19 protein-coding genes are annotated in these 18,330 nt (G+C 43.5%); 17 read left to right on the top strand and 2 right to left on the bottom strand.

Translation table 11 applies throughout. From position 1 onward, the window contains the following. Positions 1–89 precede the first annotated feature (89 nt). From A587_RS0108670 to A587_RS0108630, 9 genes are all read left to right on the top strand, one after another. A complete protein-coding gene (locus A587_RS0108670) occupies positions 90–1,169 on the top strand; it encodes a pilus assembly protein PilM (protein ID WP_017217258.1) in 1,080 nt (359 codons plus the stop codon). Continuing rightward, positions 1,157–1,729, top strand: a complete 573-nt coding sequence (locus A587_RS0108665) for a PilN domain-containing protein (RefSeq protein WP_010368911.1) — start codon at positions 1,157–1,159, stop codon at positions 1,727–1,729. The genes A587_RS0108670 and A587_RS0108665 overlap by 13 nt, the downstream gene beginning before the upstream one ends. Before the next feature lie 16 nt (positions 1,730–1,745). Beyond that, positions 1,746–2,351, top strand: a complete 606-nt coding sequence (locus tag A587_RS0108660) for a type 4a pilus biogenesis protein PilO (protein ID WP_017217257.1) — start codon at positions 1,746–1,748, stop codon at positions 2,349–2,351. Beyond that, the gene (locus A587_RS0108655; RefSeq protein ID WP_017217256.1) at positions 2,348–2,890 is read left to right on the top strand and encodes a pilus assembly protein PilP; all 543 of its coding nucleotides are present in this window, start codon (positions 2,348–2,350) and stop codon (positions 2,888–2,890) included. Before A587_RS0108660 ends, A587_RS0108655 begins: the two co-directional genes overlap by 4 nt. Continuing rightward, the gene (locus A587_RS0108650; RefSeq protein WP_017217255.1) at positions 2,880–4,946 is read left to right on the top strand and encodes a type IV pilus secretin PilQ; all 2,067 of its coding nucleotides are present in this window, start codon (positions 2,880–2,882) and stop codon (positions 4,944–4,946) included. Before A587_RS0108655 ends, A587_RS0108650 begins: the two co-directional genes overlap by 11 nt. Before the next feature lie 150 nt (positions 4,947–5,096). Further along, positions 5,097–5,615 carry a shikimate kinase AroK gene (gene aroK / locus A587_RS0108645; protein ID WP_010607062.1) on the top strand — a complete coding sequence of 173 codons (519 nt, stop codon included), beginning with the start codon at positions 5,097–5,099 and terminating at the stop codon, positions 5,613–5,615. Between the two features lie 24 nt (positions 5,616–5,639). Beyond that, the gene (aroB, locus tag A587_RS0108640; protein ID WP_017217254.1) at positions 5,640–6,710 is read left to right on the top strand and encodes a 3-dehydroquinate synthase; all 1,071 of its coding nucleotides are present in this window, start codon (positions 5,640–5,642) and stop codon (positions 6,708–6,710) included. Next, positions 6,711–8,072 (top strand): AAA family ATPase, encoded by a 1,362-nt coding sequence (locus tag A587_RS0108635; RefSeq protein WP_017217253.1) that lies wholly within the window; start codon positions 6,711–6,713, stop codon positions 8,070–8,072. A 47-nt stretch (positions 8,073–8,119) separates the two neighbouring features. Beyond that, on the top strand, positions 8,120–8,953 hold the full coding sequence (locus tag A587_RS0108630; RefSeq protein ID WP_010368897.1) for a Dam family site-specific DNA-(adenine-N6)-methyltransferase: 834 nt from the start codon (positions 8,120–8,122) through the stop codon (positions 8,951–8,953). 18 nt (positions 8,954–8,971) lie between these two features. Here the strand turns inward: A587_RS0108630 and A587_RS0108625 are convergent, their stop codons facing one another. Continuing rightward, positions 8,972–9,166 carry a DUF2970 domain-containing protein gene (locus A587_RS0108625; RefSeq protein ID WP_010368896.1) on the bottom strand — a complete coding sequence of 65 codons (195 nt, stop codon included), beginning with the start codon at positions 9,164–9,166 and terminating at the stop codon, positions 8,972–8,974. 38 nt (positions 9,167–9,204) lie between these two features. Then, on the bottom strand, positions 9,205–9,507 hold the full coding sequence (locus A587_RS0108620) for a hypothetical protein (protein ID WP_017217252.1): 303 nt from the start codon (positions 9,505–9,507) through the stop codon (positions 9,205–9,207). Positions 9,508–9,644: 137 nt separating this feature from the next. On the opposite strand from A587_RS0108620, the gene rpe reads away from it, so the two are divergent. The 8 genes from rpe (at position 9,645) to astD (ending at position 18,312) form a co-directional block, all read left to right on the top strand. Further along, entirely contained in the window at positions 9,645–10,316 is a 672-nt protein-coding gene (gene rpe / locus A587_RS0108615; protein ID WP_010368892.1) for a ribulose-phosphate 3-epimerase, read from the top strand. After that, on the top strand, positions 10,316–10,981 hold the full coding sequence (locus tag A587_RS0108610) for an HAD-IA family hydrolase (protein WP_017217251.1): 666 nt from the start codon (positions 10,316–10,318) through the stop codon (positions 10,979–10,981). The genes rpe and A587_RS0108610 overlap by 1 nt, the downstream gene beginning before the upstream one ends. A gap of 25 nt (positions 10,982–11,006) precedes the next feature. Beyond that, positions 11,007–12,011: a tryptophan--tRNA ligase gene (gene trpS, locus A587_RS0108605; protein WP_010368888.1), complete on the top strand. Its 1,005-nt coding sequence runs from the start codon at positions 11,007–11,009 to the stop codon at positions 12,009–12,011. Positions 12,012–12,196: 185 nt separating this feature from the next. Next, positions 12,197–12,778, top strand: a complete 582-nt coding sequence (locus tag A587_RS0108600; RefSeq protein WP_017217250.1) for an anthranilate synthase component II — start codon at positions 12,197–12,199, stop codon at positions 12,776–12,778. A 220-nt stretch (positions 12,779–12,998) separates the two neighbouring features. Then, positions 12,999–14,174 (top strand): HDOD domain-containing protein, encoded by a 1,176-nt coding sequence (locus A587_RS0108595; protein WP_017217249.1) that lies wholly within the window; start codon positions 12,999–13,001, stop codon positions 14,172–14,174. Positions 14,175–14,531: 357 nt separating this feature from the next. Next, positions 14,532–15,743: an aspartate aminotransferase family protein gene (locus A587_RS0108590; RefSeq protein WP_017217248.1), complete on the top strand. Its 1,212-nt coding sequence runs from the start codon at positions 14,532–14,534 to the stop codon at positions 15,741–15,743. Positions 15,744–15,810: 67 nt separating this feature from the next. After that, positions 15,811–16,824: an arginine N-succinyltransferase gene (gene astA / locus A587_RS0108585; protein WP_017217247.1), complete on the top strand. Its 1,014-nt coding sequence runs from the start codon at positions 15,811–15,813 to the stop codon at positions 16,822–16,824. A 15-nt stretch (positions 16,825–16,839) separates the two neighbouring features. Continuing rightward, positions 16,840–18,312: a succinylglutamate-semialdehyde dehydrogenase gene (gene astD / locus A587_RS0108580; RefSeq protein WP_017217246.1), complete on the top strand. Its 1,473-nt coding sequence runs from the start codon at positions 16,840–16,842 to the stop codon at positions 18,310–18,312. Positions 18,313–18,330: the final 18 nt, after the last annotated feature.

Below are 18,330 nucleotides of genomic sequence, written 5' to 3'. Positions count from 1 at the left end.
TGCTAGTATATCTTGATTAAAAAACGATTAATATTTTTGTGTGCTAAATTTTTATGGTACACAGTCTTAAAAGGAAACAGGCGCTTCACATGCTGAGCCAACTACTAAAAAAACAAGCACCTCTGATGATAGGGATCGATATCGGTTCCCATTGTGTCAAAGCGGTGTTGCTGTCGAAGACAAGTTCCAGCTACCGAGTAGAAGCCGTTGCGATTGAACCTATTCCGAAAGGAGCAGTAAATGAAAGGGCCATTCAAGACATTGAAGCGATCGGCAACGCGATAACTAAAATGAAGCGGCGCATTCCAAAGCTCACGCAATATGCAGCAGTTGCCGTATCCGGTCAGACCGTGATTACAAAAGTGATCTTTATGGATGTGTCATTAACTGATGCTGAACTTGAGTCCCAGATAGCTATTGAAGCAGATAGCCTGATCCCTTACCCGTTAGATGAAGTTAGTCTAGATTTTGAAAAAATTGGAGTAAACGAAGCCGATCCGTCAAAAATGAATGTGCTGCTCTCTGCGGCTCGTACCGAAAGCGTGCAAGCACGGGTAGGCGCATTGGAAGAAGCTGGTTTCAAAGCGAAAGTTGTTGATGTAGAAAACTACGCACTAAGTAGAGCTATGGACGTCATTTACCCTGAACTGCCAAATGATGCCTTTGATAAAATCGTAGCAATGATAGATATTGGCGCTGTGCTTACGTTGATAAGCGTTATTCAATCTGGGAAAACGATTTATACCCGTGACCAAGTGTTTGGTGGTGAGCAATATACCAACAGTATTGTTGCTTATTACAACAAAACCTACGATGAGGCAGAACTGGCAAAAACAACGGGGGATTTACCGCCAAACTATACCTTTGAAGTCTTGGCTCCTTTTCAAACTTCTATGCTGCAGCAAATTCGTCGAGCAGTGCAAATGTTTATGACGACTAGTGGTAAAGATCATATTGACTACATCGTGTTGACGGGTGGAACAGCTTTGGTACATGGCTTAGATAAACTGCTTATTGATGAGCTTGGGATCCACACAATAGTGGCAGACCCGTTTACAGACATGGAGATTGCACCAAAAGTAGATAGGCATGTGCTGCAAAAGCATAAAGCGCAGTTCGCCTTAGCGACAGGCTTAGCACTAAGGAGCTTCTCATCATGCCACATATAAATTTGCTACCTTGGCGCGAGCAGCAAAGGCAAGCGTCGCAACAAATCTTTTTGACTATCATTGCGGTGATCATCGCGGCTTGTCTGTTGTTAATGTACTTGCTTGGCAGCTTCTATGACGGCTTGAAAACCGGGCAAGAAATTAAGAACCGCTATCTCGAAAGTGAGATCTCTCAACTTGATTCCCGGATAGTTGCTATTAACGACTTGAATAAGCAAAAAGAAAACTTACAGCGCCGCATTCGGCTTATTGAAGAGTTACAGCTCAACCGTAGTCTCGGCACGCAAATTATCGATGAAATAGCACGAGTGGTTCCGGCTGGGGTTTATCTCACCAGTCTTGAACGGCAAGACAATATGATCAAAGTCATTGGTCGAAGTGAATCGAACAACCGTTTATCACAAATGCTACGACAAGTTGAATCGTCTTATTTATTAGAGCGACCTGTGATCCAAGGTATAGTAGCCGGTGAGCAAAGTTCAAAATTACTGAGTGATTTTACCATGCATTTTTATGTTAAGTCTCATGAAGACATCCACTTAGCCGATAAAGCGAAATAGGGCGGAGGCACAGTGCATGAATTTTGACTTAAGCAGTTTAAAAGAAATCGATTGGAATGAGCTGGAGCTCGACAACATAGGTCATTGGCCTTTTCCTGTAAAAGTTTTATGTTCCATTCTAGTGGTTTTATTAATGATGGTATTGGGTTATAACCTGATGGTCTCAAGCTCAATTGACCGCTACGACCAAGCGGTTAAAAAGGAGCAAGAGCTGAGAACGAGCTACCGAATAAAATACGCCAGAGCAAACAACCTAGAGCTTTATAAACAGCAAATGATTGATATGGAAGCGCAATTTACAGAGCTGTTGAGACGACTGCCAAGTTCCAACGAAACGCCTGGGTTACTTGATGATCTGACTTACGTTGGTACCTCAAGCGGATTAACCTTCCTAAAAATTGGCTGGATGCCAGAGGTACGCAAAGAGTTTTATACCGAATTACCGATTAAGTTAGAAGTGATTGGTAAGTATCATGAATTTGGTCAGTTTGTGAGTAAAGTATCTGAGTTACCTCGCATAGTTAGCCTACACGATTTTAGAATCGAAAATGCAGGAAACGGCGAGCTAGTATTTAGTGTTGTGGCAAAAACTTATCGCTATGAGCAAGGAGGTCAGAAATGATCCGGTTAGTGCTCTGCGTAACCACATTGCTGTTCATCTCAGGTTGTAATGATAGTACGGCAGAACAAAAAGAATTTATTGATCAAGTAAAAGCAAGCTCAACGCCAAAAATCGAACCTATACCTGAAATGCAGGACTATGAGCCATTTAAGTATAGTGCTTCGGAGTTACGTAGCCCTTTTGTTGCACCGCAGCCTGAAGTAATTGAAAATAAATTGGTTCAAATTAAAAACTGCTTACACCCAGACCCAGATAGAGATCGCTATCCGTTAGAGAAGTTTCCATTGGATAATCTGCGCATGAAAGGCATTATCGCCAAATCTGACGGTCGTTGGGCGCTAATCGAAGCGGCAACGCAGGGGTTATATCGTGTTAAACGTGGCGAATATATGGGTTTATATCATGGCAAAGTGCTAAGTGTGCATGCCGATCATTTAGAATTATTAGAATTGATCCCAGATGGAACGGGATGTTGGAAAGAAAGGCTAACAAAAGTGGAAATGTTAGAAGCGGAACAAGGTGGCGCGAGTGAATACTAACAATAACGTTATAAAATCAACCATTAAAAGCACTCGAACACTATGGCGTTCTGTGCTCGGTGTTGCCTTAGTTGGCCTTTCGTCAATTGCGCATGCCATTCCTATGTTATATGACATTCGCTATAACCCTGTGCCAACAGGGGAAACCCAGCTACAACTGGTGTTTGACGAAAAACTCAATACAGAACCAAAAGTTCGAGTTGTTGGCGAAAGTGCTAGTATTGAATTATTTTTCCAGCAGGCTGAGTTCGAAGAAAGCTTAAAAGCATTGAGCATTAACAAGGCGGGTATTCAAGGCATTACTAGTGAACTCAGAGATGGCGGTTTTGCCGTTTCCATCAACATGGATGAGCTGAAGCTATATAAAACCGAGGTTAAGAATAATCTGGTGATAGTGGAAGTATCTAACAAACCGATTGTCTCCGAACAAGATCAAAGTCAAAAAGTCACCGCATTTATTAACCAAATTCAAGCTATCGATTTTCGTCGCGGTGAGAAAGGTGAGGCGAAAGTACTCGCGTTTCTTGAGCACAATCAAGCGGCTATTGATGTACAAGAGCGCGGTGGCAAAATCATTGCGGACTTCCACCATATTGATATTGCAGAAGACCTGTTATATGAACTTGATGTGTTAGATTTTGGCACTGTGGTATCTCGTATCGAGACCTTTAAAGAAGACAATAAAAGCCGCATTGTGATTGAGCCAAATGCGGCATTCAAGTTTACCTATCAGCAGCTTGATAACATCTTTACGTTATCAGTTGAAAAAGACGAAGGTAATAAAACCTTTGGCGATAAAAAAGAGTATAAAGGTCAGCCAATCACGTTGAATTTTCAGGATATTCCAATTCGCTCCGTACTACAGATCATCGCCGATACAAACAACTTTAATCTGGTAACGAGTGACACGGTATCTGGCAATATAACCCTGCGTTTAGACGGTGTACCTTGGGATCAAGCGCTTGATGTTGTGTTACGTGTGAAAGGGCTAGATAAGCGTATGGATGGCTCTATTTTGATGGTTGCACCATCAGAAGAACTCGCAGCAAGAGAAGCCAAAGAATTACAAGCGCGTCAGCAAGTGGAAGAGCTAGAGCCATTATATAGCGAGTATATTCAACTTAATTACGCGAAAGCGGAAGAGTTTGCAGACTTACTCAAAACAGATATCAACTCTATTATTAGTCATCGTGGTAGTGTGTCCGTTGACAAACGTACCAATACTCTATTAATTAAAGATACTTCGCGCAGTATTGAAAGTGTGCGCCGGATGGTTGAAACCTTAGATGTGCCAGTAAAACAGGTGCGTATTGAGTCGCGTATGGTTACTGTGGATGATACCGTACAAGAAGACTTAGGTGTCCGCTGGGGTTTTAGCGACCAGCAAGGTAGTGATGCTATATCTGGTACGCTGGAAGGCGCTGATGCTTTGTCCAATGGTAACATCCCATCTTTGGAAAATCGCTTAAACGTTAATTTAGGCGTGAAAGGGGTTCCCGCTGGTAGTATTGGTATGCACATTGCCAAATTGGCGGATGGTACATTGATTGATCTCGAGTTGTCAGCTTTGGAACAAGAGAACAAAGGCGAGATAATCGCAACGCCAAGTATCACCACGGCCAATCAGAAAAAGGCGCGTATTGAGCAAGGTACAGAAATTCCTTACGTAGAGGCATCGTCAAGTGGTGCAACGACGGTGAGTTTCAAAAAAGCGGTTTTAAGCTTGGAGGTGACACCGCAAATTACACCTGATAATAAAATAATTCTCGACTTAGTGATTACACAAGACACTAAAGGTGATACCGTGCAAACGCCAAATGGCCCGGCGACGGCAATCAATACCCAACAGATCCAAACACAAGTACTGGTCGAAAATGGTCAAACTATCGTACTGGGTGGTATCTATCAGCAAGAAGTGAAAACAGCAGTAAGTAAGATCCCAATTTTGGGCGACATCCCATATTTAGGTCTATTGTTTAAGAACTCTCGTGATATTAATGAGAAGCGAGAATTGCTGATATTTGTGACACCTAAGATCATTCAAGACAGTTTATAGGCCCGTTGACAGTAAAAGTATTACGCTTTTTGCGTGGTTTGACTTGAAATTGTTCACGGATTACTGAGATAATCCCCTCCTTAATTTTGGGGCCAGGTCGTTAGGCGGGGTTTTATTTCAAATTTTAGAGTTCGTTTGTACTAAAAAGATATGGCTGAGAAACGTAATATATTTCTAGTAGGCCCGATGGGGGCTGGTAAAAGCACGATTGGTCGTCACATTGCAGATCAATTACACCTTGAATTTTTCGATTCGGATCAGGAAATTGAGCGCCGCACAGGTGCCGATATTTCTTGGGTGTTCGATATTGAAGGCGAAGAGGGGTTCCGCAAGCGTGAGGAAAGCGTCATCTCTGACCTAACAGAAATGCAAGGCATTGTGTTAGCGACAGGTGGTGGCTCTGTGATCAGCAAAGAAGTGCGCAACAAGTTGTCTGCGCGCGGTATTGTTGTTTACCTAGAAACGCCGATCGAAAAACAGGTAGCTCGTACTCAGCGTGATAAGCGTCGTCCATTACTACAAACAAGTGAAGACTCACGTGACGTACTAGAGCGCTTAGCCGATGAGCGTGAACCACTATATAGAGAAGTGGCAGATCACGTTGTTCGTACGGATGAGCAAAGCGCTAAAGTAGTTGCAAACCAAATTATTGAAAAATTAGATTTCTAATAACAACACCGTAGGAGGGAAGCCATGCTTGAATTAAAGGTTGATTTAAACGAGCGAAGCTATCCCATCTTCATCGGTGAACATCTCTTATCAGATGAAGGACGACTTAAGCAGTATGTTGGGCAAAGTCGTCCCGTTATCATCACCAACACCACCATCGCACCTTTATATTTAGACAGTCTGTTAGCGATATTTGACGCTCAAGAGCCGCTACATTTTGTTATCCCTGATGGTGAACAATACAAATCGCTAGAATGGTTTGAAAAGATCTCTGCCTTTTTGCTTGAGCATAATTGTGGTAGAGATACGTGTTTAATTGCCCTCGGTGGCGGCGTGGTTGGCGATTTAACTGGTTTTGTTGCGGCATGCTATCAGCGTGGTGTTCCGTTTATTCAGATCCCTACAACTTTGTTGTCACAAGTCGATTCGTCAGTCGGTGGTAAAACAGCGGTGAATCATCCGCTAGGTAAAAACATGATTGGTGCTTTCTATCAGCCCAAAGCGGTTTTTATCGACACCAAGACCTTAAGTACATTACCTGCAAGAGAGTTTGCGGCGGGTATGGCTGAAGTCATTAAATATGCGTTGATCTATGATGCATCTTTTCTTGATACATTAACGGATCAGCACCCTCAGCTCAGCGCACTAGATGCTGAAAGCCTTCAACAAGTTATTTATAAGTGCTGCGCAATAAAAGCCGAGATCGTCGCCAAAGACGAAACCGAAGCGGGATTGCGTGCATTACTTAATCTGGGGCACACCTTTGGCCATGCGATTGAAGCGCAAATGGGCTATGGTAATTGGTTGCATGGTGAAGCCGTTGCTGCCGGTATGATGATAGCTGCAAACCTGGCTTGCCAGCGCGGCGCGCTTAGTACTGCTGATGTTGAAAAGATCCGTCGCGTTATTGCGCTTTATCAATTACCGACAGAAGCGCCTAGCGAGATGAGCGCAGCGCAGTTTTTACAACATATGCGCAAAGACAAAAAGAACAAACAAGGCAAAATTCGCTTTATTCTGCCAACGCAACTAGGTCAATGTGCGCTAGTGGATGATGTTAGCGATGAAACCGTGGTAACTCTAATAGGTCGTTAAATGCAGTCGCAAATTTTACCAAGCAGAGCTGCATTGGTAGATAGAATTGCTATGCAATTCGACTATGGCCAAAACCTGATAACCTTAGTCGGTTCTTCGGGTCTTGGTAAAAGCTACCTTGCAGAATCGTTTCTTACCGATAAATATCCAGACTTTAACAAAGCGTTTGTAAAGCTGACAGCCAGTACTCAAGAGTTTGATGTGGTGAGGCAGCTGCTTGAGCATAGCTTTCGCAGTCCTCTCATTGATCAGAAGTTATCTCTAAGTGAAAACTTCATGTTGCTCCACGATGAACAAGCTTGTGGACCATGCTTATGGGTGTTAGACAACGTTAGGCATTTAACCCAAGAGCTTGCAGAACAGCTACAAAAGCTCGCAAAATCTTCTCGCGAAACAATTTACATACTCGCTACGGCGCAGCAGCCTCAGCTGCTCCCTGAAAGTCTGGATATTCATATCGAGCCTTTATCCGTGCTCGAGAGTAAGCGCTTGATGAGCATGTTTTACAAAGACTTACCGCCTGACGAAGATCCTATTTTTAATACGTTTGTTGCTGAAGCTAGAGGTAATCCGAGTGTTTTACTTTCTTGGCAGCCGCAGCAACAGAGTCTGAATTTACGTGAACAAAGTTCAAAAGTGGGTAGCAAATCACAATGGCAATGGTATGTCATTGCGCTTTGTTTGATACTGACAGCGTTGATGGTTGCTTTAGTGTATAAGCAAGAATTAAAACGATACTGGACACCGACTCAAGGTAATGAAGAAACTGTCGCTACTGCTATTGATGCGCAAGCTGTATTTGAAGCGCCAACTACTACAGTTGAAAAAGTTGAAATTGAAAACAGCGTGCAACCAGAGTTGCCAGCCGAAGCGCCAACGCAAGTCGAAACAGCGCCTGTTGGTAGTATTTTATCTGCATTAACTGAAGCAAAAGAAACTACTACAAACAACAATAGCGCACTATCAGAGCAAGCGAATGCAGCTGAAGAAGCCAATGTTGGTAGTACTCCGGCCACTTTATCGCCAGTAAAAGAGCCTCAGTTCGCAGAGCCTGAAGCATTGACGGGAAACCCTTGGTATCTTAGTCGTTCAGATGATGAATGGGTGATCCAGTTACTTGCGGTGACAGAAAGTGAGATTGCAGCTGGGTTTATGGCGGAGCATAACGAGGTAGTGACACAGCAGTTTACTGTCTTAAGAAACGGCCGAACTTGGTTTGTAGTTACTACTGATGCTTACGAGAGTTTGGCCTCAGCGAAGCAAGCAAAGGCAGTATTGCCAGAAGCGCTACGAAAAGGTCAGCCATTTTTTAAGAGAATGAGTAAAATTAAACAAGAAATTACTCAGTCTCTCGGTAATTAGCCACATTTAGTGTAAAATCGCGCAACCACTCACGACATAGAACAAGCATGCAACAAAAGACTAGAGCCTTCTTAAAATGGGCAGGCGGAAAATACAGCTTAGTAGAAGATATTTCTAAGCGCCTACAAGCAGCAAGTAATGAAGCCGACACGCTAGTAGAACCTTTTGTTGGAGCGGGATCTGTTTTCCTTAACACTCAGTTTAAGCATTATGTCTTAAATGACATTAACGCTGATCTAATCAACCTGTATAAAGAGTTGAAGCGTATTCCTGATGAATTTATCAGTGACGCTAAAAGGCTATTCGTCGAGCTGAATAACCATCCAGATGCGTATTACGCGTATCGACAACAGTTTAACGAAAGCATTGATGTGTATGAGCGTGCGATTCTATTTCTATATATGAACCGCCATGGCTACAATGGTTTATGTCGTTATAACCTCAAAGGGATCTTTAACGTCCCTTTTGGTAAATACAAAAAGCCTTACTTTCCAGAGCGCGAGTTATATGTGTTTGCTGAAAAGGCTCAACAGGCTACTTTTACCTGTCAAAGTTACAGCCAAGTATTTGAAACCATGCCAAAGAACGCGGTGGTGTATTGCGATCCACCTTATGTACCTTTGAGCAAAACAGCATCATTTACTAGCTATGCAAAAGGTGGGTTTAACTTAGACGACCAAGCACAGCTGGCGAATCTTGCGGAAACCGCAGCTTTTGAAAAGCAAACGCCAGTGTTAATCTCCAATCACGATACAGTGTGGACTCGAAAGATTTATAATCAAGCAAAGCTAGATGTGATCAAGGTGAAACGTACAATTAGCCCTAAAGGTAATGGGCGGAATAAAGTTGACGAACTAATGGCGTTATATCACCGTCCGTAATTTGCGCGGCATAAAGGACTAAGCCAAAACCACACCATTTACAAACCAAATTAAGCCAATGACAAAGGCGGCGACAAAAACGATGCCCGCAAAAGCAAACGGCCAAAAATGCTTTTTGTTAAAGTCATATGCTTGTTTTTGACCACTCTGCACACCAAACATTGCTGCACAGACACTTTGGACTAATGCGAATTTACTATTGGAAGAAGCCATAGTGTTTACCTCTTACCAGTTGATTGGCTCAACTGGTATTAGTAAGGAGATGAAACTTTACTACTGCTTTGATTGTCTTTAGAGCCAAGTAATAGCTCAAGCAAATCCAAATAATGGAATTGGCCACTCGAACTACCGCCAGTCAACCACGCAGCCCAACTGGTGTGCGCTTCTTGCTGACATTCCACTGCATTTATTCGACTGCTTAAATTGCCAGTGCTACAAGAGCATGCGGAGTAATTTGCGGCAAGACTTTCATCATTGTCGAAAGAAAATACCCCTGCCGACACGGCTAATACCGTCCCAAGCAGAGCAATCCGTGCTTTATATCTAGAAACCATAACCCTATCCCCAGAAGTTAGATATCACATAATGATACACAATGTTCGTTTATTGCACAATCATAAAGCGCCTTAAATCGCAGACATTTTGGGCAATTTACGGTACAGTATCGCGGTCTTACGTTTAGGGGAAAAGTATGTCTGATTTTTTAATTGCACCATCCATTCTATCCGCAGATTTTGCGAGGTTAGGCGAAGATGTTGAAAAGGTACTGACAGCAGGTGCCGACGTGGTTCATTTCGATGTAATGGATAATCACTATGTGCCAAATTTAACTTTTGGTCCAATGATTTGTGACGCATTAAGAAATTACGGAATTACCGCTCCTATCGACGTACACTTGATGATAAAGCCTGTAGATAGTCTAATTCCCGAGTTTGCTAAAGCCGGGGCGAGCATTATTACATTTCACCCAGAGGCCAGTGAGCATATAGACAGAAGCCTTGCTTTGATTAAAGAGTCAGGTTGTAAAGCTGGCTTGGTGTTTAATCCGGGCACGCCGCTGCATTATCTCGATCATGTGATGGATAAAATTGATCAAATCCTCTTGATGTCAGTAAATCCGGGCTTTGGCGGCCAAAGTTTTATCCCACATACACTTGAGAAATTAAAAGAAGCGAGAGCACGCATTGACGCTTCCGGTCGCGATATTCGTCTTGAAGTGGATGGGGGGATTAAAGTGGACAACATTGCTGAAGTCGCAGCTGCCGGTGCAGACATGTTTGTTGCAGGTTCCGCTATCTTTAATCAACCCGATTACAAAGCGGTAATAGACGCCATGCGTCAAGAATTAGCAAAGGTAAAATAATGCGTTTTGAGGGTATTTTATTTGACCTCGATGGCACGTTAGTTGATAGCGTCGAGGATATGTATATGGCGCTCAATTTAACGCTGTCTGAGCTTGCTCACCCAATTGTTAGTCATGCTCTGGTGCGTGAATGGGTAGGTAACGGCATCGATATGTTAGTAAAAAGAGGTCTAAGCGGTAGCCATGAAGTTAGCGAAGACTTATCCGAAAGTTTAGCGCACACCGCCATTGAGCGTTTTAAAGTGCATTATGATGAATTAGTTGGTCAGTATGCTGGTTTATATCCGCATGTTGAGACGGGGTTATCTGCATTTGCCACAGTGCCAAAAGCCATCGTGACCAATAAAAATCGTGCATTTACGCTAAAGTTGCTAGATAAATTAAATCTCACATCTCATTTTGATTGTATCGTCTGTGGTGATGACACTGACAAAAAGCCATCACCAGCTCCGCTATTGCTGGCTGCCGAGCGTCTTGGTATACCAGCGGATAAGCTTATTATGGTTGGGGATTCTAAAAGCGATATTTTGGCCGCTCAGGGCGCTAAGATACCTGTGATTGCGCTAAATTATGGGTATAATCAGGGATTCGATTTGAAAGAGTTCAATCCACAGTACCTTTGTGATGGATTCTTAGATATTATTCCCATTATCAATCAACGTTAATTCAATGAAGAAATAAAGGAACGACATGAGTAAACCTGTAGTATTAAGTGGTATTCAGCCAACCGGTGGTATGACAATAGGCAATTACGTAGGTGCCATTAACCAGTGGCTTAAACTACAAAACGATCATGATTGTTACTTTATGTTGGTTGACTTGCATGCCATTACGGTTCGCCAAGAGCCACAGCAACTACGCGATCGTGTATTAGACGGCGTAGCACTATATACCGCTTGCGGCATCGACCCAGATAAATCGTCACTATTTGTACAATCACAGGTTCCTGAGCATGCACAGCTAGGTTGGGTGCTGAACTGTTATGCACAAATGGGTGAATTAAACCGTATGACGCAGTTTAAAGATAAGTCAGCAAAGCACGCCAATAACGTAAACGTTGGCTTATTCGCCTATCCAGTATTGCAAGCAGCGGATATTTTATTGTATCAAGCGGATCAAGTACCGGTTGGTGAAGACCAAAAGCAGCACCTTGAGTTGACCCGCGATATCGCAACGCGTTTTAACAACTTGTATGGTGATGTCTTTAAGATCCCAGAACCTTATATTCCAGAGTTTGGCGCTCGTGTTATGAGCTTGCAAGATCCGAGCAAGAAGATGTCAAAATCAGACGAAAACCCAAATGGTTTTGTGATGTTGTTGGATGAGCCTAAGAAGATAGAGAAAAAGCTGAAAAAAGCGGTAACGGATTCAGATGAGCAAGCACGCATTTACTTTGATCGTGTTGAAAAACCTGGTGTATCCAACTTACTGACTCTACTTAGTGTTGCAACTAAACGCTCAATTGAAGAGTTAGTGCCAGAGTACGAAGACAAAATGTACGGTCATTTGAAGAAAGACACTGCCGATGCGGTAGTGAATATGCTTGAGCCTATTCAAGCGCGCTTTAAAGAAATCCGTGAAGATCAAACTCTGCTGGACGAGATCATGAAAAAAGGTGCGGAAAAAGCAAGTATTCGTGCCGAAAAAACACTGAAAGCTGTGTATGACGCCGTCGGTTTTATTCCTCGCGGTTAGTAAAACACAAAGAAAGACACCATTTAGGGTGTCTTTTTGTTTTACAAGGGCCTATCGCCCCTTGGCTTAAAGTAGATACGAGATATAAGAAAACCCTCCTGTTGAGTTCGTGATAAAATAGACTTATAACGAAGATCTTTACCCTAGTGGCGAATAGGCCGCTTGGTTCTTTTAGTGGTACCTACATGCTGTTGATGATTGATAACTATGATTCCTTTACCTACAACCTAGTGCAGTATTTTCAGCGCTTAGATGTGGACGTGTTGGTAAAGCGAAATGATGAAATCAGCGCCTCACAAATCAAACAGCTTAATCCTAAGTATGTCGTGCTATCTCCTGGTCCTTGCAGTCCTGATGAAGCGGGGATCTCGCTTGAAGTCGTAAAACGTCTACAGGGACAAATCCCTATTCTTGGCATTTGCCTTGGTCATCAAACTATTGCACAAGCTTTAGGTGGTAAAATCATTCGAGCAAAACAAGTGATGCATGGGAAAACGTCTCAAGTCCACCATAACAATATGGGTGTATTTCATGGTCTGCCATCACCATACGAAGTATGTCGCTACCACTCTTTGGTTGTTGAGCAAAGTTGCTTACCAAAATCTCTAGCCGTAACGGCTTGGACACAGACGCAAGAGGGTGAACGTGATGAAATTATGGGGCTCTTGGCAGCCGATAGGGCACTAGAAGGAGTGCAATTTCACCCAGAAGCTATCCTCACTGAACACGGCTTAGCATTACTTGATAACTTTATAAAACGCTTCTAAAGTTTAAACAAAACCAACAGGATTTCACCTAGGTGTTATATATCCATATTCGCTACGCTTTTGTTGGTTAGACTATGGCCTAGTTTTTGATAGATAACTTTTTGATTCTATTGTGCGCAATATCAAATCATAATATTGCTTTTACTGGTATAATATTAATCAGTAAGACGATTCTGTTGAGTGCTTAACTCAGTGTTTTTCTTTTAGATAAGTAGCATGCATGACGCAAGAAAATAAGCAAATTAGAATGGCACAAGCGCTATCCGAGCGTGCCCATGACCTCCTTATCAGCCTCAACTTTGCGCAGAAGCAAATAGGCTATATCCATACATTTGATATTAGCTACGGTGAGAATATCGCACAGCGCACTATGCTAGAGGTGGAAATTGCTGCGGCTGCAAAACGCCAAGAAAGCAGCACAAGTCATCACAAATACATTGCCAAAGCGAGTAAGCATCTACATTCCGTTATCGAAGAAGCTATCACAAAGCAACTGCATGACCTTGATAATATCTATCATGAAGTCATTGGCATTCAAGACTCCGTTCCTGCGATCTTAGATATTCTTGCTGTGCGCTCAGCTTCAGTTGGACGTTTAGAGCCTTTGGTCAATGACTTAAGTTGGCTGGGTCGCGAGCTGGTTTCGCTTGTCAACTTGCCACAGTATCGCAAAAAAAACAGTAAAGGCACGTCCATTAAGGTCGACACGCCAGCATTAGCATTAAGGTATTTAGGCCTTGAGAACTTGCAAATGGTGATCCCGACAATGGCGGTGAGACATTGGATGCCGCATGCAACAGAGCCGTTTACTCTGATGAAACGTAAATTACGCGAATTGAGTATGAGTACGGCCATTGCGGCAAAAGAGCTGGCACCATTTTTTGGGGTAAAAGAACAGCATGCGTTTACTTTAGGCATGTTGTTAGAGCTTGGAAAAGTGGCCTTGATCCGTCTTTATTTACGCACCTTCGAAAAGGTGTGGCAAGCCAAGGTGCAAATAGCACGAGACAAAAAGCAAAAAGATCTACACACCGCATTAATGGAGTTATCTCCTGATCCATTATTTTTACGTAACTTGTTGATAGAACATTCGGCAGAGATTTCACGTAAGCTAATTGAAAAAATGGAGTTACGTTATTTGCCCTTTAATGCTGTCATGGAAGAGTATGCGCAAACTTATCTACCAAATGCGCATAAAAACATTGCCGACCCATTACCTTTGACACAAGTGATGCAAAAAGCCTATGGCTACGCACAACTACTTGTTTTAAAAGATAGTCAGTTAATTGAAGATGACGAAGCCGAGATTTTGCTCAATCATTTAGAACTTACCGAGGAAATGCGTCAGCAATTGGCAAAATGTGCGTTCCATAACCTGCAGTTGACGATTTTGTAAAAAAAATTGAAATTTTTTTTGCGACTATTCATTCAAAACCTAATCTTAAATGATCTGTGCAAGGCTGCACGGCGCTTGCTTTGCCCTAAATATCTGCCCTAGATAGTTATTCACTTGAGTTGAGAATATATGTTAAACCCTTGAATACTAAGGGCTGAGAACGTGGTATAAGTGAGACAAATGGCGCTTTTTCTGGAATAATGAGCGTATGAATTTTGTGCCATCAAGGGGCGGGTCAAAATACATAGCACCGAATTGGTGTGAATAAATATCCTATCAAGTGGCGGCAACGCGCCGACCTCCAAAAGGAAATGACTCCTTGTTTGCACTTTCACTCACCAAATATGAGGAAATAAAATGACTATCAATCGTGAATTGTTTGACGACGTAATGGTACCTAACTACGCACCTTCAGCGGTAATTCCAGTGAAAGGTGAAGGTTCTCGAGTATGGGATCAGGAAGGTCATGAGTACATCGACTTTGCTGGTGGTATCGCAGTTAACTGTCTAGGTCATTGTCACCCAGCTTTGGTGGGCGCGCTTAAAGAGCAAGGCGAGAAAATTTGGCATCTATCTAACGTGATGACCAATGAGCCTGCACTACGTTTAGCGAAAAAGCTAACTGATGCAACGTTCGCAGAGAAAGTCTACTTTGCAAACTCAGGTGCAGAAGCGAACGAAGCGGCGCTTAAACTAGCACGTCGTTGGGCTCTTGATAAGTTTGGTGCTGAAAAGTCGCAAATCATCTCTTTCAACAAAGGTTTCCACGGCCGTACTTTCTTCACTGTGACCGTAGGTGGTCAAGCTGCATACTCTGATGGCTTTGGTCCAAAGCCGGGCGACATTGTTCACACAGACTATAACGATTTAGCGGCATTTGAAGCGCTTATCTCAGACAGCACTTGTGCCGTGATGATGGAGCCGCTACAAGGTGAAGGTGGCATCATTTCACCAACTGCTGAGTTTGTAAAAGGTGTTCGCGAGCTGTGTGACAAGCACAACGCGCTACTTATTTTTGATGAAGTGCAAACTGGTGTTGGCCGTACAGGTGATCTGTATGCATACCAAGGTTTAAACGTAACCCCTGATATTTTAACAACAGCTAAAGCGCTTGGCGGTGGTTTCCCTATCGGCGCGATGATCACAACAACTGAGATTGCTGCACACCTAAAAGTAGGTACTCACGGTTCTACCTACGGCGGTAACCCGCTGGCGTGTGCGGTTGCAGAAGCGGCATTTGACACAGTAAACACAACAGCAGTACTTGATGGCGTAAAAGCAAAAGAGCAGCTGTTCCGTGAGCTACTAAACGACATCAACGAAAAGTACAACGTATTCACCGAAGTACGTGGTAAAGGTCTATTGCTTGGTGGTGTAGTCACTGAAAAGTACGAAGGCAAAGCAAAAGAATTCTTGGTTGAAGGTATCAAGCAAGGCGTGATGTCACTTGTTGCAGGCGCAAACGTAGTGCGCTTCACTCCATCTCTTGTTATTCCAGAAGGTGACATCCGCGAAGGGATGGCACGTTTTGAAAAAGCCGTTGCTGCGGTAGTTGCTAACAACGCTTAATACTGGTTGCAAGGTCACCTTTTGGTGGCCTTGTTGTTATCCACATTTTTGAGGAGTAAGCGGGCTCATGATGATCCTTCGCCCAATCCAAGAAAGCGATTATCCAGCGCTTTTAAACATTGCTCACGAATCAGGCCACGGTTTTACCTCTTTGCCTGTTAACGAAGAGCTATTACAGAAGAAGATTGCACGCTCAGTTGCTTCCTTTGGCAAGCAAGCAGACAAGCCTTGTGATGAAGGCTATTTATTTGTATTAGAAGATACTGAAACAGGCGAGGTGGTTGGTACCAGCGGTATCGAAGCTGCGGTTGGTTTAGATGATGCGTTTTATCATTATCACCTAAGCAAAGTGATCCACTCTTCACGCACACTCGATGTTTATAAAGCAGTGGATATTTTAACGCTATGTAATGACTACACTGGCGCGACGGAATTATGCACCCTGTTTTTGAAAGATGGCTATCGCAAAGGCGCAAACGGCAAACTGCTGTCTCGCTCTCGCTTTATGTTTATCAATCAACATCGTGATCGTTTTGCTGAAACCGTTATCGCGGAAATGCGCGGTGTTTCTAACGAGCAAGGCGAAAGTCCGTTCTGGCAATGGCTTGAAGAGCACTTCTTCTCGATGGATTTCCCGACTGCGGATTATCTAACGGGGATTGGCCAAAAGGTCTTTATTGCTGAATTAATGCCTAAGTACCCAATCTACGTAAACCTGCTTAGTAAAGAAGCACAAGCGGTGATTGGTGAAGTTCACGACAATACGCGTCCTGCTATTGAGCTACTAAAAAGCGAAGGTTTCACATTTAATGGTTATGTTGATATCTTCGACGCGGGTCCAACGGTAGAAGCGAAAGTAGGGAATATCCGCACGGTTCGCAATAGTGAAACTCGTACTGTGAAAATAGGCGAAAGCAACGGTGGATTCCCTGTTATGGTCGCAAATGGTAAACTTGTTGATTATCGCGCGGCGGTAATCGAGTTAGCCCTGACTGATAGCAATGAAGTAACGCTTGCTCCACATGTTGCCGCGGCGCTAAAAGTTGAAGAAGGCGATCAAGTAAGCCTAGTAAAGATTTAAGATTGGGAACAGATTATGACAACACATGCAGCACAACTAATAAACGGTGAGTGGATTGCAGGACAAGGCGCAAGCTTTAGCTCTGTAAACCCAGCAAACAACGAGGTTATTTGGAGCGCAAACGCAGCTACTGCTGAGCAAGTTGATGGCGCAGTAAAAGCGGCTCGTGAAGCTTTTTATGCATGGAGCGACATGAGCTTTGAAGCGCGTCTAGAAATTGTTAAGCGTTTCGCTGAAGTACTAAAAGAAAATAGCGAAGAGCTGGCTATCGCAATTGCTAAAGAAACGGGTAAGCCACTCTGGGAAACTCGTACAGAAGCGGGTGCTATGGTAGGTAAAATCGCGATTTCTGAGAAAGCCTATCAAGAGCGTACAGGCGTTGTTGAAAATCCAATGCCAGTTGGCCGTGCCGTGATCCGTCACAAGGCACATGGTGTAGTTGCTGTATTTGGCCCATATAACTTCCCAGGTCACTTACCTAATGGCCACATCGTACCTGCGCTACTTGCTGGTAACACGGTTATCTTTAAGCCATCTGAACTAACACCATATGTTGCTGAGCTAACGCTTAAATACTGGCAACAAGCGGGTCTTCCTGCTGGCGTGATTAACCTAGTTCAGGGTGAAGTTGAAACAGGTAAAGCACTTGCGTCACACGCGGGTATCGACGGCTTATTCTTTACAGGCTCTTCTCGTACGGGTCACTTGCTACATGAGCAATATGCAGGTCAACCGGGTAAGATCCTAGCGCTTGAAATGGGTGGTAATAACCCACTCATCGTAAAAGACGTAGCGGATACCAAAGCGGCAGTACATGACATTATTCAATCTGCGTTTATCTCAAGTGGTCAACGTTGTACTTGTGCTCGTAAACTATTCCTTCCTGCAGGTGAACAAGGTGACACAATCCTTGAGCAACTGATCAAAGCAACTAAAGCGATTAAAGTGGGTAACTTTGACGATGCAGATCAACCGTTCATGGGTTCAATGATCTCAAATGCAGCTGCCGCTGGCATGGTAAAAGCACAGCAACAGCTTGTTGAGCTTGGTGGTGAGTCGCTTATCGAGCTGACACACACAGAAGGCACTGGCTTTGTGACGCCTGGGATCATCGAATGTACTAACATTGCAGACTTCCCTGATGAAGAGCACTTCGGTCCGCTGTTAAAAATATTCCGCTACACAGACTTTGACGCGGCTATCGAAAAAGCGAACGAGACAAGCTTTGGCTTATCAGCAGGTCTGCTTGGCGACAACGAAGCTGACTACGATCGTTTCTTACGTCGTATTCGCGCAGGTATCGTAAACTGGAACCGCCCAATCACTGGCGCTTCAAGTGCAGCTCCGTTTGGTGGTATCGGTGCATCAGGTAACCATCGTGCAAGTGCATACTACGCGGCAGATTACTGTGCATACCCAGTGGCTTCTGTGGAACTAGAAAAGGTAACTTTACCTTCTAGCTTGAGCCCAGGTTTATCTTTGGATTAAAATGCCAATATTGAGGTT

The sequence above is a fragment of the Pseudoalteromonas sp. NJ631 genome, from assembly GCF_000276645.1.
Classification (GTDB): domain Bacteria; phylum Pseudomonadota; class Gammaproteobacteria; order Enterobacterales; family Alteromonadaceae; genus Pseudoalteromonas; species Pseudoalteromonas piscicida.
Note: the sequence above shows the minus strand (reverse complement) of the source record. Positions and strands in the feature narration are given on the sequence as shown.